A 21,960-nucleotide genomic window follows, 5' to 3' on the forward strand; every position below is an offset into this window, starting at 1 on the left:
ATGAAACTATTGTATCGCACAATTTTAGCTATTTATTTGACCTTTGTTCCGGCGTTTTCGGTCGGAGCGGAGTCTTTATCTCTGCCTGAAATTCCGACGGTAGCAAAAGTGACGGCATTATTGAATGAAGCGAAAGCGGGAAACAGTAATTCTGCCGAATCGCAAGCGACGATCAAAACGTTGGAAGAAACCTTACAGCTCACGAAAGAAATCACGCAGCAACAGCAATTGAATGAAACATTAGCCAAAGATGTTGCCAAAGTGCCTTCTATGTTAGCACAAAGTCAAGCTAATATTACGAAGCTAAGGCAACAAAGTGCGGTCAATTTTCAGCAAAATTTAGTCAATCAAACGCTGGAAGCGTTACAAAAGCAACTAGAAACCGAACAATCTGCTTTAGATCAGGTGCAAGAATCCTTAATTGAAATCAACACTAAAGTCAGTTCTCAGAATACCGTAGTTGAACGGGTGCAAACCTCCTTAAAAGAAAACCTGATTCGTTCACAAGATTTGGTTCGTTTATGGGCCGATGCGACTACGAAGGCACAAAAAACACGCTTACAGTTGGAACAAACTTTAATTGAGTTACGCGATACCTATAATCAATCTTTATTACAGGAAAATGATAAATTGCGTTTTATGTATGAAACGCAAGCCGAAGAAAAAAGCTTACAGCAACAAATATTGCAGCGTAAAATCATTGCATTGCAAGAGGCCATTAATGAAAAGAATTTACAGGCTTCTCAACGACAAGTCACTCAGGCCACGCAATTGGAACAAAAAAATAATGGCCATCCGTTGATTAGTCGGGAATTGGCGATCAATACTAAACTCAGTCAGGATTTGTTGCAGCAAACGACACAGATGAATAATTTGTCGCAAGACAGTTTACGCAGTAAAAGTTTGTTGGATAATTTAAAACAGACTCAACATTATATTGAAGATCAACTCAATATGTTACAAGGTACATTGTTGCTGTCGAGAGTGATCAACGAACTGCGTCAGGATCTGCCGAAAGAGCAAATGGTGCAGGGATTGGCAAAACGAATCACGGATTTGCGGGTACAGGTATTTGAAACCACAAAAATGCGGGACAGCCTTTCGGATCCGCAAAGCTATATTGATACCCTGCAAACCACTGAAAAAGTAACGCTCAATGAAAAAGAGCGGTCACAATTGGCAATGATTTTACAGGAACGCAGTGAGATTTTAACAAGTCAGATTCGTTCATTAAATAATCAGCTTAACTTGGCGATTAATGTCGATCTGAATCAACAACAAGTTCTGTCAATCAGCGATGCCTTGCAGGCAAAATTACAACAACAAAGTTTTTGGGTAAAAAGTAATAGTCCCATTGATTTGGATTGGGTAAAAAGTTTTCCTAATCTTGCATTATGGGAATTTAAAGAACTGTCTAAAACCTTTGATTTAAGCCAAATTACACAGAATTTATTTTCCTTGATTGCTATCGGTGCGTTATTGTTATTCACCTACATGTTAATCATATGGGAAAAATCAGCTATTAAGGCACGTTTGGAAGTGCTGGCGACCTACGTGAATACATTAAAAAACGACAGTCATTGGCATACGCCGGAAGCGTTATTGTGGACGGTTGTTTTGGCGTTACCGAACGCCCTTATTTTCTTTGCGATTGTAGGATTCGGAGCAAATATTATCTTTGTAAATAAATTCACCGCTTTGCTGGTGAGCGGAATTTTATTTATACACTGGTTGTTTTTCTCAACCGTATTATCTCTGCTACGACCGCACGGCATTGCCTATCGCCATTTCGGTATGCCGCCGGAAAGCAACGAAGTATTCCGCGAAGTGATTGGTAAATCCATTATTGTATTCGTGTTATTTGTGATTTCGTTCGGATTTTCTTATATTGAACAAGTGGATTACAGCAATGATGTGATTGGTGAGGTAATCAGTTTAATTGCGTTGATTATGTGCCAATTTGTGATTTTGCCGCTTTTTAATAAAGCCATTCGCAAATATGAAAATACTGTAACGGAAAATGGTGAAAAACGAAATACTAAATGGATGAAATTGTTACGTGTGGTATTAGTGGTAATCCCGATTTCCTTAATGTTTCTGATCACTTTGGGCTATTATTACACCGCCGTAACGCTGACCAAACATTTATTGAATTGTTATTTATTAGTCATTGCATGGATTTTTGCCCGCCAAGTGGTATATCGCATTTTTACCGTCTCATCCCGCCGAATGGCGTATCGTCGGTTAAAAGAAAAACGGGAACAAATTCGTCAACAAAAAGAATTAGGCGAAGAAAAAGTCAAAGAATTATTGGAAGCGGAAGAAAAAAATAGCATTAAGATTTCTACCGTCAACCAACAATTATTCCGTATGGCGGATCTTGTGGGTTGGGTCGTGCTGCTGTTCTGTTTCTATTTGATTTGGTCTGATTTAATCAGTGTGGCTTATTATTTAGATGGCGTGATCTTATGGGAAAGCGTAGATAGCAGTAATAATGTCGATAGTATTACCTTATTAAATTTAATGCGATCTTTACTGATCTTGTTGGGAATGTACGCGATTATCCGAAATTTAGAAGGTATTTTAGAAGTCCTGATTTTTTCCCGCGGTAAATTTGTGCGGGGGATGTCACATACTGCCACCGCAATTTTACGTTATGTGATGATTCTTATCGGTAGCATTTGGTCGTTCTCAAATCTGGGTTTGTCTTGGACTAAAATTCAATGGATTTTCACCGCACTTTCCGTCGGTCTCGGTTTCGGGGTACGGGAAATTTTCGGCAGTTTTATTTCCGGTTTGATTTTATTATTCGAACGCCCGGTGCGGGTGGGGGATAAAGTCACCGTAGGGCAATATACCGGTACGGTGACACAAATCCGCTTGCGTTCCACAACCTTAATTGATTCCGATGACAAAGATATAGTGTTACCGAATCAGGCTTTTGTGACGGATCGCTTTATTAACTGGACGTTAAGCAATACAATGACTAGAATTGTGATTCCGGTGGAAGTGGCATACGGCTCGGATTTGGATTTAGTGGCAAAATTACTCCGTCAAGTGGCGGATGAAGCGCCTAAAGTTGCCCAAGATCAAGACATTAAAGTGAATTTCTTAGCTTTCGGCAAGAGCGGTTTGGAATATGAATTGCAGGTTCATGTACCGGAATTGGATGATCGTATGCCGACCACCAACTTTATTAATTATCGAATTAACCAATTATTTGAGCGGCACGGTATTAAAATTGCTACCGAGCGAATGGAAATTAATTTACCTGAACCTATACAAACACAAGCATAATATAAGAAGGAATTAACATGGCAGGCAACAGCATCGGACAACTTTTTCGCGTTACCACATTCGGGGAATCTCACGGTATCGCTTTAGGCTGTATTGTGGACGGCATACCGCCGAACATGGCATTAACGGAAGCGGATATTCAGCCGGATTTAGACCGTCGCAAACCGGGTTCGTCCCGTTATACCACGCCACGCCGTGAAGCGGACGAAGTGCAGATTTTATCCGGTGTATTTGAAGGCAAAACCACGGGAACCAGTATCGGTTTAATCATCAAAAACAGCGATCAACGTTCGCAGGATTACGGCGAGATTAAAGATCGTTTCCGTCCGGGACACGCAGATTTTACCTATCAACAAAAATACGGTATTCGAGATTATCGCGGCGGTGGTCGTTCGTCTGCCCGCGAAACCGCAATGCGGGTGGCTGCCGGAGCCATTGCCAAGAAATATTTGTGTGAACAGTTTGGCATTGAAGTGCGTGGCTATTTATCACAAATCGGTGATGTAAAAATTGATCCTCAATCCGTAGCCGATATTGCTAAGATCGACTGGCGACAAGTAAACAGCAATCCGTTTTTTTGCCCGGACGAAAGTGCGGTGGAAAAATTCGATGAATTGATCCGTGAAATTAAAAAAGAAGGGGATTCCATCGGGGCAAAACTTACGGTAATCGCAGAAAATGTGCCGTTGGGTTTAGGTGAGCCGGTATTTGATCGTTTGGATGCGGATCTTGCTCACGCATTAATGTCAATTAATGCGGTAAAAGGTGTAGAAATCGGCGACGGTTTTGCCGTCGTGAACCAAAAAGGCAGCCAACACCGTGATGAAATGAATCCGCAAGGTTTTGAATCCAATCACGCGGGCGGTATTTTAGGCGGTATCAGTTCAGGCCAGCCGATTATTGCACATATCGCCTTAAAACCTACATCCAGCATCACTGTGCCGGGGCATACGGTTAATCTTAATAATGAGCAAGTGGATGTGAGCACCAAAGGCCGCCACGATCCTTGTGTCGGCATTCGTGCCGTGCCTATTGCCGAAGCCATGACGGCGATTGTATTGCTGGATCATTTATTACGCTTTAAAGCACAGTGTCGTTAAAAAACATTAAGCCGTGGGCCTCCACCCACGATTAAGCAAGTTAGGCTGCTTTGCACTCCTAATCGCAATAACCTCAAAGGGGTGAACTATGCTTAACCTATGGTGAAACCATAGGCAAAAAAATGGGAACATCAATGAAAAAAACAATATTAAAAGCCTTAAGTGCGGTGATTTTTACCGCAGTTTTGTCCGTTCAAGCTAAAGCATTACCGCAAGATTGGCAGAAAATTAAGCGTCCGATTCCGGGCGAACCGATACCGGTAGGATCTCATTCCAACGGTTGTATTATCGGGGCTCAGGCTTTACCGGGCAAAGGTGACGGCTATCAAGTAATCCGTATTAACCGCAATCGTTTTTACGGTCATCCGGATATGATCAGCTATTTACAGCGTTTAGGAAAAAAAGCGAAAAACGCAGGTTTGCCCACAATGTTGGTCGGGGATATTGCTATGCCGGGAGGCGGGCGATTCTTAACCGGTCACGCCAGCCATCAGATCGGATTGGATGCGGATATTTGGTTGCGGATGGGGACGATGTCCGATAAAGATGCCATTAATTCCGACGGCAAAGGCTTGTTAGTGGTAAACCGCGCAACCCAACGCGTAGATGATAAAATTTGGAACAGTAACCACTTTAATCTGATCAAACTAGCGGCTCAAGACAGTCAAGTCTCACGTATTTTTGTGAACCCTGCCATTAAAGTGAAATTGTGTCAAACGGAACGAGCTGATCGTTCATGGTTACAAAAAATCCGCCCTTGGTATGCTCACGATTCCCATTTCCATGTGCGTTTAACTTGTCCGAAAGGGGCTGTCTACTGTGAAAATCAAGCTCCGGTACCGGCAGGCGACGGTTGCGGAGCAGAATTATATTCTTGGTTTGAACCGGTAAAACCATCAAGCACACCGGCAAAACCGAAAGTGTTACCACCGGAACCGGCATTATGCCAACAGGTAATCAATTCACCCAATCGTAGTGAATGGCTTGAATAATAGGAGATCCAATGGAATTAAGCATTGACATTATCGCTTTGCTGTTTGGCGTAGCACTAATTGCCGGTTTTATTGATGCCATGGCGGGCGGTGGCGGATTAATCACTATTCCCGCTTTGCTCGCAACGGGTATGCCGCCGGCAATGGCACTTGGCACCAACAAATTGCAAGCCTGCGGCGGATCTTTTTCGGCGAGTTTGTATTTTATCCGTAAAAGAGCGGTGAATTTATCGGAAATTTGGATGCTGATTCTGCTCACCTTTATCGGGGCGGTGATTGGCACGGTATTAATTCAATTGATTGATGCTTCGCTGTTAAAAGGTATTTTGCCATTTTTAATTGTAGCGATTGGCCTGTATTTTTTATTAACACCGAAATTAGGCGATGAAGACCGTCAAAAACGTATTTCCTATTGGGGATTTGCTTTTACCGCCGGATTAGGCATCGGTTTTTATGACGGTTTTTTCGGACCGGGTACAGGATCTTTTCTGAGCCTGGCTTTTGTGATGTTGCTTGGTTTCAATTTATCCAAAGCCACTGCTCACGCTAAAGTGCTGAATTTTACATCAAATATCGCATCGCTGATTTTCTTTTTGATTTACGGTAATGTGATGTGGTCGCTGGGGATGATTATGATGTTGGGACAGTTTATCGGTGCCAATTTAGGAGCGAAAATGGTGCTAACTAAAGGTAAAACCTGGATTCGTCCAATGGTGGTAGTGATGTCCTTTATTATGGCGGTGAAAATGCTTTACGATCAAGGTTGGTTTAGCTGATGACAGAACAGGAAAATGTACGATACACCGCCAAAATCGGCTATGATCCTAAATTTCTGAAAGCGTTTTTATTGCCGAAATATTGGGGGGTATGGCTGGGCGTATTGGGTTTGGTGTTATTAGGTTTAATGCCGTTTCGTTGGCGTGATTGGTTTGCCGGAAAAATCGGTTTATTAGCAGCTAAATTAGCGAAAAAACCACGCCATAAAGCCCGTGTGAATTTGCAATATTGCTTCCCGCAGTGGAGCGATGAAAAGCGGGAGCAAGTGATTGATGAAATGTTTGTGACGTTAGCTCAGGTTATGTTAGGCATCGGCGAAATTGCGATTCGTTCGGCAAAACATTTGCAAAAACGCAGCCGATTTATCGGTCTTGAACATATTCGGCAGGCTAAAGCGGACGGACATAATATTATTTTAATGGTGCCGCACGGTTGGGCAATAGATGCCTCGGGTATTATTCTGCATACCCACGGTATGCCGATGACTGCAATGTATAACCCGCACCGAAATCCGTTAGTAGATTGGTTATGGAATCGCACCCGTGAACGTTTCGGCGGTAAAATGCACGCTCGTCAAAACGGTATAAAACCTTTTTTGCAATCCATTAAACAAGGCAATATGGGTTATTATCTGCCGGACGAAGATTATGGTGCGAAACTGAGTGAATTTGTGAATTTTTTTGCTACCTATAAAGCGACTTTACCTGGATTAAATAAAATGGCGAAATTATCGAAATCTGTGGTTATCCCCATGTTTCCTCGTTATAACGCCAAAAACGGTTTATATGAAATGGAAATTCATCCGCCGTTGGAACTTAGCGATGATCCGCAACAATCCGCCCGTGCCATGAATGTGGAAATTGAACAATTTGTGATCCCGACACCGGAGCAATATGTGTGGATTTTACGGATCTTAAAAACCCGTCAAGACGGACAAGATATTTATCAATAAGACTTGCAAAATAAACGAATATTCTCTACATTTAAGCGTTTTAAAAATTTAACAAAATCAACCGCACTTTGAGTGATTAGTATGAACGAACAACTAAATTTAATTAAATCATCTATTAAATCTATTCCCGATTATCCGCAAGCTGGGATTATTTTCCGTGATATCACCAGTCTTTTAGAAGTGCCGCAAGCTTTCAAAGCGGTGGTGGATTTGACCGTGGCACATTATAAAGATCGAGGTATTAATAAAGTCTTAGGGACGGAATCCCGTGGTTTTATTTTTGGTGCACCTATCGCATTAGCGTTAAATTGTCCCTTTGTATTGGTACGTAAACCGAATAAATTGCCTCGAGAAACGATTTCTCAACGCTATCAGTTAGAATATGGTGAAGATACGTTAGAAATTCATACGGATTCGATTAAAATTGATGATAACGTATTGATTATTGACGATTTATTAGCAACCGGCGGTACAGTAGAAGCAACGGTGAAATTAGTACAACGTTTGGGCGGAAGTGTAAAAAATGCCGCTTTTGTCATCAACTTGCCGGATTTAGGCGGTGAGCAACGCTTACGTAATTTAGGTGTCGAGCCCTTTACTTTAGTGGATTTTGCCGGACATTAATTTTCACATATAACAAAAAGGATAAGTATGAGCTATCAGGTTTTGGCCCGCAAATGGCGGCCGAAAAAGTTCTCTGAAGTGGTGGGGCAGCAACATATTTTGACTGCACTGGCAAACGGTTTGAAAGAAAACCGCCTGCATCATGCTTATCTTTTTTCTGGTACAAGGGGCGTAGGGAAAACTTCCATTGCCCGCTTATTTGCCAAAGGGTTAAATTGTGTGCACGGTGTTACTGCGGAACCTTGTGGTGAATGTGCTCATTGTAAAGCCATTGAAGAAGGCAGTTTTATCGATCTAATCGAAATCGATGCGGCATCTCGTACCAAAGTGGAAGATACCCGTGAATTGTTGGATAACGTACAATATAAACCGGTGCAAGGGCGTTATAAAGTCTATCTGATTGACGAAGTGCATATGCTTTCCCGTCATTCTTTCAATGCGTTGTTGAAAACGTTGGAAGAACCGCCGGAATATGTGAAATTCCTGTTGGCGACCACCGATCCGCAGAAATTGCCGATTACGATTTTATCCCGCTGTATGCAATTTCATTTGAAGGCATTGGATCAATCGCAAATTGCTCAGCATTTAGATTATATTCTTACACAAGAAAAAATTCCTTTTGAATCCACCGCACTTGATAAATTGGCAAAAGCCGCACAGGGCAGTATTCGCGATTCTTTGAGTTTGACGGATCAGGCCATTGTCATGAGCAACGGCAATATCACGACGGAAGTAGTGAATACTATGCTGGGATTGTTAGATGATGAACAACCCATTGAAATTGTACGAGCTTTGCAACAGGCTAACGGCGAAGCCTTAATGACGGCCATTCAAAAAGCGGCGGATCGCGGCGTGGATTGGGAACAGTTATTGGTTGAAACGGCTTCTGTACTGCATCAAATTGCAATGCAACAATTATTACCGCAAAATAATGTGAATGACGGTAATCAAATCAGTTTTTTGGCTAGCCATATTTCGCCGGAAGATGTGCAATTATTCTATCAAATCATCGTGTTAGGCCGAAAAGAATTAGCCTTGGCACCGGATCGTCGTGCCGGTGTGGAAATGACTTTATTACGGGCGCTGGCATTTCACCCAAAGTCCGTGAGTGCAACCGCTGAGATTCGGCTTGCACAGCCTTCAATAACACAAAACGCAAATAATTCAGTAAAAAGTGCGGTCAAAAATACACAAAATTTAGTGGATATGCCGGTTATTTCTGACGGTAAAATCACCAAACCGAGTCAGTCCATAGGGTTGGCCGCATTAGAGCAATTACAGAAACTCAACAGTCAAACCGCTCAGGAACCGTCACCGCAAAAGGAAGCGAAAGTCACTGAATTACCGGTGGTCTCGACTCCCCCAAAGCGTAAAACCGGTACGGATTTGCTTGAACGTTTTGCTAAGTTAGCAACACAGAACAGCCAATCGGATAAGGGCACATCGTCGATATCGGAAACGACGGCGGATGATTCGGTCGGCAATGATAATGATGAAATTGAGTCTGATGAAAATTATCGCTGGGAGTGGAGTAATCCTGAATTGGCAAAAGACGTGGAGCAGATTCGCCCGTCAGAAATTAAACAGGCTATTTTAAATAAACGCACACCGGAATTGGTTGCAAAGATCTTGATGTTATCTGAGGCTAAAGATCCTTGGGAAAAAACTATCAGCGATTTAGGGCTAGATAAATTAGTAAAGCAATTGGCGTTAAATTCAGTTATTTTACAGCAAACGGATTCTGAAATTAAATTAGGATTGCGTTCTTCTCAAGCTCATTTAAATAAAGAGTCATCAGTGGCATTTTTACAAAATGCCTTGAGCGAACATTATCAAAAACAGATGCAGGTTTCGGTGGAAATTTATGATGAGCAAGGCCAATTAACCCCGCTGGAAAATCGTCGTCAGATTTATTTGGAACTAAGAGAACAGGCTAGAATAGATTTACAGCAAGATGAAAAATTAAAAATGCTGGAACAAGAATTTGACGGGAAATTAGATTTAAGCAGTATTGTGCCAAACGGCTAAAAAAGTGCGGTGAGAATCCACCGCACTTTTTTTATAACACCACATTTCCTACGATACTGCGGGTTTCCACTTTCACTTCCGTTAAGCGGACTTTGACAATATCCCCGATTTTGTAAGCCCGTTCGCCTTTGATGTATAGAGCGAGTTCATCGGTATTGACAAGCATTTCGTCTTTGTTATTGTGCAATGTGGATGCCGGAATAAACATACCGGCGCCGTTTTCTAATAACAATACACGCAAACCGCCACGCATTATATCCACCACTTCTGCATCAAATTCCGGTTTTTGTTCAACCTGTTCATTTAAGTAAATGCTGTATAGCCAATCAGAAATATCACGTTCTACTAAACGATTTTGACGGCGTGCTTCTTGCAAACGAATTAATACGCTGTCTTCCGGTTTGTGACAAGATTGATTGGTGATACAGGCTTTAATTAAACGATGGTTCACCATATCGGAATATTTACGAATCGGTGATGTCCAAGTGGCATAGCCTTGCAAACCTAAACCAAAGTGCGGTGCGTTTTCTGATTTAAATTCCGCAAAAGTTAAGAAGCGGAGTAAACGGTATTCCATATAATCGGATGCCAACGGTTCGATATCGTGACGCATACGACAATAGCCGTCCAATGTGGCTAAATTTTCCGGCGAATAACGTTCCGTTAAGGATTCTCGATTTTCATCATTGGCTAAATTTGCCAATAAGAATTGTTGGGCATTCGGCAAGAATTTTGCCTCAAAACCACTGTGAGTATTGAAAATTCCGCAGTGAGCATTTTCATCTAAATATTGTGCCGCACAAATGTTGGCGATAATCATTGATTCTTCGACGATTTGGTTGGCAATGCGTCGGTATTCCGCTTTGATTTCTTTGATCTTGCCATTTTCTTCTAAGATAAATGAATAATCCGGTTTTTCGCGGAATAACAACGAATGAGTTTTACGCCAGTTTACGCGAGCCAGCGTAAATTGGTGCAGCCAGTCAATTTGCTGTTTGATGTCGGCGGTTTCAGGCTGCCAACTGTCAGATTGATTTTCCAAATAATCAGACACCTTGTTATAAGTCAGTTTGCCTTTCGATTCCACCATGGCGGAGATAAAATGCGGTTTAGCAGAGATGTTGCCCTGTAAATCCGTTTCAATATAACACACTAACGCCGGACGAGCCTCATTGGCTACTAAAGAACAAATATTATCCGACAGTTCCCGCGGTAGCATTGGAATATTAAAGCCCGGCAAATAATTGGTGAAACAGCGCTGTTTGGCATCTTTTTCGATTTGCGTATTTAGGGCAATATAAGCCGTTGGATCGGCAATGGCCACCACTAATTTCCAACCGATTTGTTCACCGTTCTGATTAATCGGTTCGATATATAAAGCATCGTCCATATCTTGCGTGCTTTCGCTGTCGATGGTGACGAAATGAAGTGCGGTCAAATCTTCGCGAGTTTGTTGATCCAACATTTCATAATGATCTGCACCTTGCACCGGATAACGGGATTGTTCATGACGAGCCAGTGTTACCCACCAAGGGGCGAAATTGTCCTCAGCATGGCAAATAAATTGGTTGATCTGCGCAAAGAAAAAGCGATCATCGCGTAACGGATGCGTTTTTAGACTTGCAACCACCCAATCACCTTCTTTTAACTCTTCTTTAACAGATTTGTTTTTATTGGCACCAATAGGTTGATTAATCAGCGGATGATCCACCAATACCTGTAATTTATTGTCTTTATTAAACCGCACTTTGCCGATAAAACGGGTCAGCATCGGTTCGAGTAATTCATCCGGTTCTACCTGTTCTTTATCATTGATAGTTTCAATAGAAGCACGGATTTTGTCGCCATGCATGACTTTTTTCATTGCCGCAGGCGGAATAAAATAACTTTTTTTATCGGTTTCTAAAAAACCGAAAGCCTTATCAGAACATTTCACTACGCCTTCCACAAAGGTTTTGCTGTCGTGAATTTGTTGCTTGAGTTGAGCGAGTAGGGGATTATCTTGGAACATAATAAGGTGATCTGAGATAGAATGTTTAGGACGGCATAATATGCCGTCCGTAAATGATTAATAAATGTTGTTGTCAATTAATCTAAATTTGCCATTGCAGTAATGCTGAATCCTGCATCAACGTGAACCACTTCACCAGTGATACCGCCAGATAAGTCAGAGCATAAGAATGCCGCAGAGTTACCTACATCATCAATGGTTACACAACGACCTAACGGTGCGGTTTTTTCGAAAGTCGCCAACATTTTTTTGAAATCTTTAATACCGGAAGCGGCTAAAGTGCGGATTGGACCCGCAGAAATTGCATTCACACGAATACCTTCTTTACCCATATCCGCTGCCATTACACGGGTTGCCGCTTCAAGCGATGCTTTTGCCAAACACATTACGTTGTAGTTTGGAATCGCACGTTCTGCACCTAAATAAGAAAGGGTCAATAATGCCGCACCTTCGTTTAACATCGGACGAGCTGTTTGAGCCATTGCTACAAAGCTGTATGCACTGATGTCGTGAGCGATTTTATAACCTTCGCGAGTCGCAGCGTTTACATAATCGCCTTCTAACTGATCTGCCGGAGCAAAACCGATAGCGTGTACGAAACCGTCAAATTTTTCCCATACTTTACCTAACTCGACAAAGCAGTTTGTGATGCTTTCATCCGTCGCTACATCTAACGGCAACACGATATCAGAACCAAATTCTTGAGCGAATTCTTCGACGCGACCTTTTAATTTATCGTTTAAATAAGTGAAAGCCAATTCCGCACCTTCACGTTTCATTGCTTTTGCGATACCGTAAGCGATAGAACGATTGCTTGCCAAACCAGTAATTAAAATACGTTTATTTGTTAGAAAACCCATTTTGTTGTCCTATTTATATTGTGTGGTTGTGTGTGATAAAAATTCTGCATAGTATAAGGGAAAATTTAAATAACGGCAAATTTGTGCTGAATTTTGTGATCTACTTCATAAAATTGACAAAAGGTTACGGATTATATGAAGTAAAGCTGTACATTTATTAAAATACTGCTAAGCTGACTAGGCTTATATAAGCGGTTATGCATAATCATAAGGATTTATTGTGATTATGATGTTTTATTAATATGCAGTATTAGGAAATATTATGTCCAGTATTAAAGGAACCGTAAAATGGTTCAACGATGCCAAAGGATTTGGTTTTTTACAAATTGAGAGCGGTGAAGATGTATTTGTGCATTTTTCTGCAATTAAGAGCGAAGGTTTTCGTACCTTAAAAGAAGGACAAGCAGTGTTATTCGATTTAGTTGATGATGCACGCGGTAAAAAAGCTGAAAACGTAACAGTGATTGCTTAATTTTTGTCGTTATAACTATAAATTGGTTGTTCATATGCCACTGCTTCCACAGAGTGGCTTAAAGTTGAAATGGAATTATGTAAAAAAAACACAGTCTTGTGAAACTGTGCCTTTTTCTGTATCTGGTTGCGGGGGCCGGATTTGAACCGACGGCCTTCGGGTTATGAGCCCGACGAGCTACCAAGCTGCTCCACCCCGCGTCTGAAACGGCGTGTTAATCAATGCCGTTGTTTTAGTGTTGCGTACTATACGCTTTTAAAATTTTATTGCAACAAAATTATCGAAAAAAATATTTGTTCGGCAAAAAATTAAACGATTTGTTTACTTTTTATCAACAATTAACGCTTTCATTAAAGCAATGTGTGCCTCATCATCATTTAAAGCCGGAATATATTGATAAGAAGTTCCTCCTGCCGCCATGAAATATTCGCGGTTTTCTTGTTCTATTTCTTCCAAGGTTTCCAAACAATCCGCAGAAAATCCCGGACAAATCACAGCTAATTTCTGAATTCCTTCTGACGGGTAGTTTTCAATGGCCTTATTAGTATAAGGTTGAAGCCATTCCTCTTTACCAAAATGGGATTGAAAACTCATTGCCCATTGATTTTCGGTTAAACCGAGTTGATTTACGACGGCAATCGTAGTTTGTTTACAATGTTCGCGATAATAGTCCCCGTTATTTTCGTAACGCAATGGAATACCGTGATAGGAAAACAGTAAAAATTCATCGGATTTTAACCGCACTTTAATGCTGTCAGCCAATGCTTTGATATAAAGCGGATGTTGTTGATAGGAATGAATAAATTCAAACGGTACAATGTGGCGGTGTGTTGTCAGACTTTTAGCAAAGGCATCAAACACCGGCATTGTCGTTGTGCTGCTATATTGTGGATAGAGCGGCAGCACAATAATTTTTTCTACCTTTTGTGCAATGAGCTTATCCATAGCACTTTGTATGGTCGGATTGCCGTAACTCATTCCGATTTCCACAATATAATCGCTGCCTAAAGCCGATTGTAATTTTTGCTGCTGTTTTTGACTAAAAACCAACAATGGTGAACCTTGTTCCGTCCACACCGTTTGATATTTTTTAGCCACCCGCTTAGAGCGACGTGGCAAAATTATAGCATTTAATAAAAAAAGCCATTTTAAACGAGGAAGATCAACAATGCGGCGATCAGATAAAAATTCTTTTAAATAACGGGAAACCGCCCGTGGAGTAGGATCGTCCGGTGTGCCTAAATTTGCTAAAATAATGCCGATTTTTTTCATTGAAAGTTGATTACCGTATGTTGAGCACTGAAAGTGTCAGTCGCGAAATACAACATAGTTTATCTTGTTGATTGTAAATGTCAATTTGCCAAACTTGTAAACTGTTTCCTAATTTGATCGGACTGGCTTTAGCACGCACGAACCCTTCCCGCACAGGGCGTAAATGACTGGCATTAATTTCATTGCCTACCACGGTCTGATTTTCATCAACACAGCAAAATCCCGCCATGGAACCTAGCGTTTCCGCCAATGCCACAGAGATACCGCCGTTTAAAAAGCCCATTGGTTGGATTGTGCGATAATCTACCGGCATTACGGCTTCTAAATAATCATCGCCGAATTTGGTGATTTCAATACCTAAATGTGCCGCCGCGGTGTTTTGATTAGTGCGGTTTAGCAGTTCAAGGTTGATATTTTTTTTCCAAATTGTCATAACGTTATCCTAATAATTCCAATAAGGCTTGCACAGGGTGTTTCGGTTTAAAATGGGCAAAACGTTTTACTTGGCTGCGGCAGGAATAGCCGGTAGCTAAGCAATAATCAGGATTTTTGCCGTCTAATTTATTGCCCCAAGACACATCGTAGATTTCTTTTGACATAGCCATATTTTGTTGTTCGTGACCAAACACGCCCGCCATACCGCAGCAGCCAACATTTTCAATGATCAAGTTTTCACCGAAAGCGGCAAAAATCTGTTGCCATTCTTTCGGGCTGTTTGGCATTGAAGTGGATTCCGTGCAGTGCGGATATAAATGCCATGCTTGTTGCGTTGAAGTGCGGTGGGAAATTGGCAAATTTTCTACCGCATTTTTGACTTGATTGAGATTATCTCGTAGCCATTCGTGAGCGCTAATCACCTTAAACTCGCCCCGTTCGGCTTCTAAAATTTCTTTATATTCTTCCCGATAAGACAACACAATCGCCGGATCTACGCCCACCATCGGCAAGCCTAATTTAGCGGTGCGGTTTAAAAAGTCCGCGGTGCTTTTTGCGGTTTTCGCAAAACGTTTTAAGAAGCCTTTAATATGCTGCACTTTGCCGTTCGGTTTAAACGGTAGAAGTATCGGCTTAAAACCGAGTTTTTGTGTAAGAGCCACAAAATCTGCCACCACTTTGGCATCATAATAAGAGGTAAACGGATCTTGTACGATCAATAAAATAGTTTGTTTTTCTACCGCACTTAATTGTTCCAAGGCTTCCAAAGATTGTCCTCGATAGCCGATTTCTACTAACTGTTGCTGTAAAGGCGGATTGGAAAGCAACGGCAGATCTTTCATTCCCAATACTTTTTCTGTGATTGGTGCGATAAATTTTGCATTCATAATCGCATTAAAAAATGCCGGTTTTTTTGCCATGACCGGAGCCATATATTCCGCATTGGCTAACACATAATCTTTCACCGGACGTAAATAACGGCTGTGATAAAAATTAAAGAATTTTGAACGGAAGCTCGGTACATCGATTTTAATCGGGCATTGCGAAGCACAGGCTTTACAGGCCAGGCAGGTATCCATTGCGGCTTTCACTTCGTGAGAGAAATCGTATTCGCCTCGCCATTTTTGCACGCTGTTACGCACTTTTTGTATTAAGTCTGTGAGTTTCACTTCGGTAGTATTAAAATGTAATTGTTCCGGTTGCACCTGTTCGTTTGCCATTAACCGCAGCCATTCCCGCACCATCGCAGCACGGCCTTTTGGTGAGAATACGCGGTTTTTACTCACTTTCATTGACGGGCACATCACAGAATGGACATCAAAGTTGAAACATAATCCGTTGCCGTTGCAATTCATTGCACCGCTGAATTCTTCCCGCATTTTTATCGGGATTTGACGATCCAGATCTGCCCGCATCGGTGATAAAATAGAGTAGAGTGGCGCATCTATATTTAACGGAGTACAGATTTTACCCGGGTTTAAACGGTTTTTCGGATCGAATAAACCTTTAATAATCCGTAATTCCTGCCAAAGTTCCGGTGTGAAATAACGGTCGCTGTATTCGGAACGCACACCTTTGCCGTGTTCGCCCCAAATCAAACCGCCGTATTTCAATGTGAGATCCACCACTCGGTCGGAAATTTCTTTAAACAGGTTGACTTGTGATTTATCCGTTAAATCCAACGCCGGACGTACGTGCAGCACGCCGGCATCTACATGGCCGAACATCCCGTAACTGAGATGGTGGCTGTCTAACAAGGCACGAAATTCCGTAATATAATCTGCAAGGTTTTCCGGTGGCACGCAGGTATCTTCCACAAATGGAATTGGCTTTGCCGCACCTTTGGCATTTCCCAATAAGCCCACCGCTTTTTTCCGCATGGCATAAATCCGTTCAATGGAAGGCAAATCGGAACACACTTGGTAGCCAATAATGCCGTCTTGCTGTTGGGTGATTTTTTCATCTAAGGCTTGGCAAAGTGCGGTCAGATTTCGTTCGATAATGCGGTGATCGCTGCCCGCATATTCCACAATATTTAAACCTAAAATCGGATTGTTTTCGTCTTCGGTCAGCAACTCTTTGACGGAATGCCAAATAATATCTTCTTTGGCAAGATTCAACACTTTAGAATCTACAGTTTCCACGGATAACGCATTGGCTTTCACCATAAACGGTGCGTTACGCAAGGCGGAATCGAATGAGTTGTATTTAATATTGATTAAAGTGCGGTATTTCGGAATCGGCGTTAAATTCAGTTTTGCTTCGCAAATAAACGCCAATGAACCTTCCGAGCCGGTGAGTACCCGGGTGAGATTAAATTCGCTTTCATCATCATTAAACACGTTCTTCAAGTCATAGCCGGTCAGAAAACGGTTTAGCTGCGGCAGATCCTTAATAATTTGTTCACGTTTGGCTTTACAACGTTCAAACACTTCATTGTGGATCCGTTTACCTGTGGCGGTAAGTTTCAAACCGGAAAGTGCGGTAGAAAATTCTGCCGTTTTGACCGCACTTGTGTCTAAAATCTCACCGTTCATCAGCACGCTGCGTAAGGCTAAGACGTGATTGGATGTTTTGCCATATTGCAATGAGCCCTGACCGGAAGCATCAGTATTGATCATCCCGCCGATAGTGGCACGGTTGCTGGTGGACAGTTCCGGTGAGAAAAATAAGCCGTAAGGTTTTAAAAATTGATTCAGCTGATCTTTCACCACACCGGCCTGCACCCGCACCCAGCGTTCTTCTATATTCAGTTCTAAAATTTGCGTTAAATGACGGGAAAGATCTACAATAATATTGTTATTAACAGATTGTCCGTTTGTGCCCGTACCACCGCCGCGCGGTGTAAAGGTGAGAGAACGAAAGGCTTCCTGTTGGGCGAGTTTGGTAATCCGCACTACATCGGCTACCGTTTTGGGGAATAAAATAGCTTGCGGGAGTTGCTGATAAACGCTATTATCCGTCGCCAAACTTAAACGGTCGGCATAATTTGAGGCAATATCACCTTCAAACTGCTGTGCTTTGAGTTGTAGCAGATAGTTTTCCACCGATTGAGATAAGCCGGGGATATTGTGTAAATGTGGAATCATTGTGTTAGGGAATCTCTGTATATTGATAAAACTGGCTTCATTCTAGTAGAGATTTTGTGATATCTCAATCTGGAATTTGGTTTTTAACCTCTGGCTATATGATTAAGCCTAAAATTTGCCCGAATATAGTAGTGTTAATTATTTTTTAATTTAAATTAAACGTTGTATTTTTTTTAATTTTTTGTTAAAAAAAGTTAAAAACAGATAAGTAATAGACTTTTTTTTGTTTAAAAATTAGTCAAATAAATAGAAAAAGTTGATTTTTTAAAAAACTAGTAAGATAATAATGTTAATTTTGAATGGTCATTCAGAATTGATGAATACTTCAAAAGAGGAAACGGGCGTTTCGTCCGAGCAAAAATTCAACACATTTATCAATTAAAACTTGTTTTATTTTTTTAACTGTGTAGGATCGAGCAACACAAATTTTTTTGTGTTCAGTTTCAACTATTATACAGTGAACTTTATGATAGCAATAATAGTTGTAAAATAAATTCAAAGATGACTAAAATGATAGAGGACATCAAAATGAAAAAAACTGCAATCGCATTAGCCGTAGCTGGTTTAGCAGCTGCATCAGTAGCACAGGCAGCACCACAAGAAAACACTTTCTATGCAGGTGCTAAAGCGGGTTGGGCATCATTCCATGATGGTTTTGAACAATTTGAAGATGCAGCAGGTGATAAAGGTACATTACGTAACTCAGTAACTTACGGTATCTTTGGTGGTTATCAAATTCTTAACCGTAATAACTTCGGTTTAGCGGTTGAGTTAGGTTATGATGATTTTGGCCGCGCTAAAGCTCGTACATATGGTGACACTACTGGAAAAATGACTAACCATGGTGCGCATTTAAGCATTAAACCAAGCTATGAAGTATTAGAAGGGTTAGATGTTTATGGTCGTGTTGGTGCAGCATTAATCCGTACTGACTATAAAGCGGGTAAAGTTGGTGGTGAATGGACTGAACGTGCTCATTCATTTAAAGTATCTCCGGTATTTGCTGCGGGTCTTGAATATGCAATCCCGGGTTTAACCGATTTGGCATTACGCTTAGAATACCAATGGGTTCAGGGTGTAGGTAAAGATAACGAATATGCTGAAGATCTAGACTTCACTCCAAACATCGGTTCTGTATCTTTAGGTTTATCTTACCGTTTCGGTCAAGGTGCACCGGTAGCAGCGCCAATTGAAAGCAAAACTTTCTCTTTAAGTTCTGATGTATTATTCAACTCTGCGAAATACAACTTAAAACCTGAAGCAGCCGCGACTTTAGACGGCGTTTACGGTGAAATCGCACAAGTAACTAACCCACAAGTATCGGTAGCAGGTTATGCAGACCGTATGGGTAAAGAAGCATACAACTTAAAACTTTCACAACGTCGTGCAGAAACAGTAGCTAACTACTTAGTTTCTAAAGGTGTTGATGCGAACGCAATCTCTGCAACCGGTTACGGTGAAGCAAATCCGGTAACTGGTAACACTTGTGATGCAGTGAAAGGTCGTAAAGCATTAATCGCTTGTTTAGCACCGGATCGTCGTGTTGAAATTACTTTAAACGGTTCTAAATAATTAATCGTTGATTAATTATGAATCCTATAAAATCCCGGTTTTTACCGGGATTTTTTTGTCATGAATTTAAGTTAAATTGACGAAAAATTATTTTGCAGATAGGATCTGTAATGGTGTGTAATTTGTACATATTATTAACAATAGAGGTAACTTTATGAAAAAGTGGATTGCAATTATCTTAGTGGCGATTATTGCCGGTTTTAGTTTAATGAGCAGCTATAACGGTTTAGTGAAAGCGGAAGAAGAAATTGATTCCGTATGGGCAAATGTGGAATCTCAATATCAACGCCGTGCAGATTTGATTCCTAACTTAGTGAATACGGTGAAAGGTCAAGCTAATTTTGAGAAAGAAACGTTAAACAGTGTCATTGAAGCACGTGCAAAAGCGACTCAGAGCAAAATTGATCCGTCTAATATGACCGAAGAGCAATTGGCTCAATTTCAACAAAATCAAAATCAATTGGGCTCGGCATTATCACGATTGCTAGTGAGTATTGAGCGTTATCCGGATTTAAAAGCACATGAAGGTTTTATGAATTTACAGGCTCAATTGGAAGGTACGGAAAACCGTATCAATGTTGCACGTAATAAATTTAATGGTGCTGCACGTACTTATAACCAAAAAGTTCGTCAATTTCCAACAAAATTAGCCGCTCTTATTTTCGGTTTTAATGCAAAGCCTTATTTCAAATCCGCAGAAGGTTCACAAAATGCTCCTGCGGTTAGTTTTCAATAATTAGAGTAAGCTAATATGGCGTTATTTTCAAAAATTCCGGTTGATAAAACGCAAATCGAGAATACCATAGCCGAATTGGAAAAATGTACTTCCGCGGAAGTGCGGGTATTTATTGAACGAAAAATGCCAAAAGCCGTGAAAACGGCTTTTGAGCGTGCGTGCGAAGTATTTCGGCAGTTAGAGATGGAACAAACGCAACATCGTAACGGAGTATTGATTTATCTCGCTTATAAAGAGCACCAATGTTATTTATTGGGCGATCAAGGGATTCACCAATTCGTTGGCGATCATTTTTGGCAGGCTACGTGCGATATGATGGTTTCTTTCTTTAAACAAGGTGAATTTACTCTCGGTATTGTTCGGGGTATTGAGCATATTGGTAAGGAATTGAGCATACATTTTCCAATTCAAGAACATGATGTGAATGAACTGCCAAATGAGGTGGTGATCAATGGTTAAAGTGAAAAAATTTCTTAAAAGTGCGGTGGTTTTTTGCTTTATTTTTATCGCACAATTAGCACAAGCCATTGAATTACCGGCAGTTCCCAATCCGTTTCATTATGTGAACGATTATACGCAAACATTATCGAAAACAGAATGGCAAACCCTTGAAAATAAGCTTATCGCATATGGTAATGAAACCAGTTCACAAATTGCTGTTGCCATCATACCGACTACCGGTGGCAATGATATTTCACAATATTCTTTCGATTTAATGGATAAATGGGGTGTCGGGCGGAAAGCGCATAATAATGGTGTGCTCATGGTTGTCGCGAAAAATGATCGTAAGATCTTTATCGCCACAGGACCGGGTCTTGAAGGTGTGTTACCTGATGCTATTGTGTCGCAGATTATTCGTAAAGTGATTACGCCGGAATTTGCTCAAAATCGATATGCTCAAGGTATTTCTGCGGGATTAGACTATATTATTCGAGCCAGTAAAGGGGAATTTGCCGCTCAGGAAGAAGAACAAACCATTGAAGATTTTATTCCGTTTATTTTTGTGCTGATCTTCATTTTGTTTGTTATTTTCGGTGAACTGGGAGATCGTAATAAGCCTTATATTAGTCCTACTATGGCAAATCATGTGTTAAACGAAGTAGTGCGACAAAGTGCATTGCGTCGTACGAATAGACGAAATGATGGTTTCGGTGGCGGATTTGGCGGCGGTTTCGGGGGAGGTTCCGGAGGTGGTTTTGGCGGCGGGTCATCCGGTGGTGGTGGTGCCGGTGGCAGCTGGTAATACATACTTCCTTATGTTACAATTCGTTCACATTTTATAATTTAGCCTAAGATATAGGAAGAGCAATGGAAACTTTAGATAAAATCAAACAACAAATTAGCGAAAACCCGATTTTACTTTATATGAAAGGTTCGCCAAAATTTCCGTCTTGTGGTTTTTCCGCACGTGCGGTGGAAGCACTAATTAACTGTAAAGTTCCTTTTGGTTATGTAGATATTTTGCAACATCCTGATGTTCGTGCAGAACTACCAAAATATGCCAACTGGCCAACTTTCCCACAATTATGGGTAGAAGGCGAATTGGTCGGCGGTTGTGATATTGTATTAGAAATGTTCCAACAAGGTGAATTGCAATCCTTGCTCAAAGAAGTCGCAGAACGTCATCCTGAATAATTTCACTAATGAGAAAATGCTCTTGTAATTTACAAGGGCATTTTTTATTTTTTTCTTTACATCCAATCATTCTTTCTATAAAATTTCGATTCGAAACTTAATGTGATC

Annotated in this window: 18 protein-coding genes and 1 tRNA gene; 13 read left to right on the top strand and 6 right to left on the bottom strand. The window is 41.1% G+C overall.

Annotated features, from left to right (window positions below):
* The 7 genes from mscK to dnaX all read left to right on the top strand — a co-directional run bounded on the left by mscK (window position 1) and on the right by dnaX (window position 9,770).
* Complete coding sequence (gene mscK / locus EDC44_RS00255) at window positions 1–3,297, top strand: mechanosensitive channel MscK (protein WP_131974189.1); 3,297 nt, start codon at window positions 1–3, stop codon at window positions 3,295–3,297.
* Window positions 3,298–3,314: 17 nt separating this feature from the next.
* Window positions 3,315–4,397, top strand: coding sequence for a chorismate synthase (aroC, locus tag EDC44_RS00260; RefSeq protein ID WP_131974191.1), 1,083 nt, complete (start codon window positions 3,315–3,317; stop codon window positions 4,395–4,397).
* A gap of 134 nt (window positions 4,398–4,531) precedes the next feature.
* Window positions 4,532–5,389 (top strand): penicillin-insensitive murein endopeptidase, encoded by an 858-nt coding sequence (gene mepA / locus EDC44_RS00265; RefSeq protein WP_131974193.1) that lies wholly within the window; start codon window positions 4,532–4,534, stop codon window positions 5,387–5,389.
* Window positions 5,390–5,400: 11 nt separating this feature from the next.
* A complete protein-coding gene (locus EDC44_RS00270) occupies window positions 5,401–6,165 on the top strand; it encodes a TSUP family transporter (protein ID WP_131974195.1) in 765 nt (254 codons plus the stop codon).
* On the top strand, window positions 6,165–7,118 hold the full coding sequence (gene lpxM / locus EDC44_RS00275; RefSeq protein ID WP_131974197.1) for a lauroyl-Kdo(2)-lipid IV(A) myristoyltransferase: 954 nt from the start codon (window positions 6,165–6,167) through the stop codon (window positions 7,116–7,118). Before EDC44_RS00270 ends, lpxM begins: the two co-directional genes overlap by 1 nt.
* A gap of 81 nt (window positions 7,119–7,199) precedes the next feature.
* Window positions 7,200–7,742 carry an adenine phosphoribosyltransferase gene (gene apt / locus EDC44_RS00280; RefSeq protein WP_131974199.1) on the top strand — a complete coding sequence of 181 codons (543 nt, stop codon included), beginning with the start codon at window positions 7,200–7,202 and terminating at the stop codon, window positions 7,740–7,742.
* A 27-nt stretch (window positions 7,743–7,769) separates the two neighbouring features.
* Window positions 7,770–9,770, top strand: a complete 2,001-nt coding sequence (dnaX, locus tag EDC44_RS00285) for a DNA polymerase III subunit gamma/tau (protein ID WP_131974201.1) — start codon at window positions 7,770–7,772, stop codon at window positions 9,768–9,770.
* A gap of 31 nt (window positions 9,771–9,801) precedes the next feature.
* On the opposite strand, the gene rnb is transcribed toward dnaX, so the two are convergent.
* Both rnb and EDC44_RS00295 read right to left on the bottom strand, forming a co-directional pair.
* On the bottom strand, window positions 9,802–11,781 hold the full coding sequence (rnb, locus tag EDC44_RS00290) for an exoribonuclease II (protein WP_131974203.1): 1,980 nt from the start codon (window positions 11,779–11,781) through the stop codon (window positions 9,802–9,804).
* Between the two features lie 77 nt (window positions 11,782–11,858).
* On the bottom strand, window positions 11,859–12,641 hold the full coding sequence (locus EDC44_RS00295) for an SDR family oxidoreductase (protein WP_131974205.1): 783 nt from the start codon (window positions 12,639–12,641) through the stop codon (window positions 11,859–11,861).
* Window positions 12,642–12,903: 262 nt separating this feature from the next.
* Here EDC44_RS00295 and EDC44_RS00300 point away from each other — a divergent pair, with 262 nt between their 5' ends.
* Window positions 12,904–13,113, top strand: coding sequence for a cold-shock protein (locus EDC44_RS00300; RefSeq protein ID WP_165870204.1), 210 nt, complete (start codon window positions 12,904–12,906; stop codon window positions 13,111–13,113).
* 123 nt (window positions 13,114–13,236) lie between these two features.
* Here EDC44_RS00300 and EDC44_RS00305 read toward each other — a convergent pair.
* From EDC44_RS00305 to ydiJ, 4 genes are all read right to left on the bottom strand, one after another.
* Window positions 13,237–13,313, bottom strand: a tRNA-Met gene (locus EDC44_RS00305).
* A gap of 121 nt (window positions 13,314–13,434) precedes the next feature.
* Window positions 13,435–14,385, bottom strand: a complete 951-nt coding sequence (hemH, locus tag EDC44_RS00310; RefSeq protein ID WP_131974207.1) for a ferrochelatase — start codon at window positions 14,383–14,385, stop codon at window positions 13,435–13,437.
* A gap of 10 nt (window positions 14,386–14,395) precedes the next feature.
* A complete protein-coding gene (locus tag EDC44_RS00315) occupies window positions 14,396–14,818 on the bottom strand; it encodes a hotdog fold thioesterase (protein WP_131974209.1) in 423 nt (140 codons plus the stop codon).
* A gap of 4 nt (window positions 14,819–14,822) precedes the next feature.
* Window positions 14,823–17,909, bottom strand: coding sequence for a D-2-hydroxyglutarate dehydrogenase YdiJ (gene ydiJ, locus EDC44_RS00320; RefSeq protein WP_131974211.1), 3,087 nt, complete (start codon window positions 17,907–17,909; stop codon window positions 14,823–14,825).
* 528 nt (window positions 17,910–18,437) lie between these two features.
* Between ydiJ and ompA the strand changes: the two genes are divergently transcribed.
* The 5 genes from ompA (at window position 18,438) to grxD (ending at window position 21,852) form a co-directional block, all read left to right on the top strand.
* The gene (gene ompA / locus EDC44_RS00325; RefSeq protein ID WP_131974213.1) at window positions 18,438–19,481 is read left to right on the top strand and encodes a porin OmpA; all 1,044 of its coding nucleotides are present in this window, start codon (window positions 18,438–18,440) and stop codon (window positions 19,479–19,481) included.
* A 154-nt stretch (window positions 19,482–19,635) separates the two neighbouring features.
* Window positions 19,636–20,217 (top strand): LemA family protein, encoded by a 582-nt coding sequence (locus EDC44_RS00330; protein ID WP_131974215.1) that lies wholly within the window; start codon window positions 19,636–19,638, stop codon window positions 20,215–20,217.
* Between the two features lie 15 nt (window positions 20,218–20,232).
* Window positions 20,233–20,676 carry a TPM domain-containing protein gene (locus EDC44_RS00335; RefSeq protein ID WP_131974217.1) on the top strand — a complete coding sequence of 148 codons (444 nt, stop codon included), beginning with the start codon at window positions 20,233–20,235 and terminating at the stop codon, window positions 20,674–20,676.
* Window positions 20,669–21,460 carry a TPM domain-containing protein gene (locus tag EDC44_RS00340; RefSeq protein WP_131974219.1) on the top strand — a complete coding sequence of 264 codons (792 nt, stop codon included), beginning with the start codon at window positions 20,669–20,671 and terminating at the stop codon, window positions 21,458–21,460. The genes EDC44_RS00335 and EDC44_RS00340 overlap by 8 nt, the downstream gene beginning before the upstream one ends.
* Before the next feature lie 65 nt (window positions 21,461–21,525).
* Window positions 21,526–21,852 carry a Grx4 family monothiol glutaredoxin gene (gene grxD / locus EDC44_RS00345; protein WP_131974221.1) on the top strand — a complete coding sequence of 109 codons (327 nt, stop codon included), beginning with the start codon at window positions 21,526–21,528 and terminating at the stop codon, window positions 21,850–21,852.
* The last annotated feature ends 108 nt before the right edge of the window (window positions 21,853–21,960 follow it).

Source organism: Cricetibacter osteomyelitidis (assembly GCF_004340985.1).
GTDB lineage: Bacteria > Pseudomonadota > Gammaproteobacteria > Enterobacterales > Pasteurellaceae > Cricetibacter > Cricetibacter osteomyelitidis.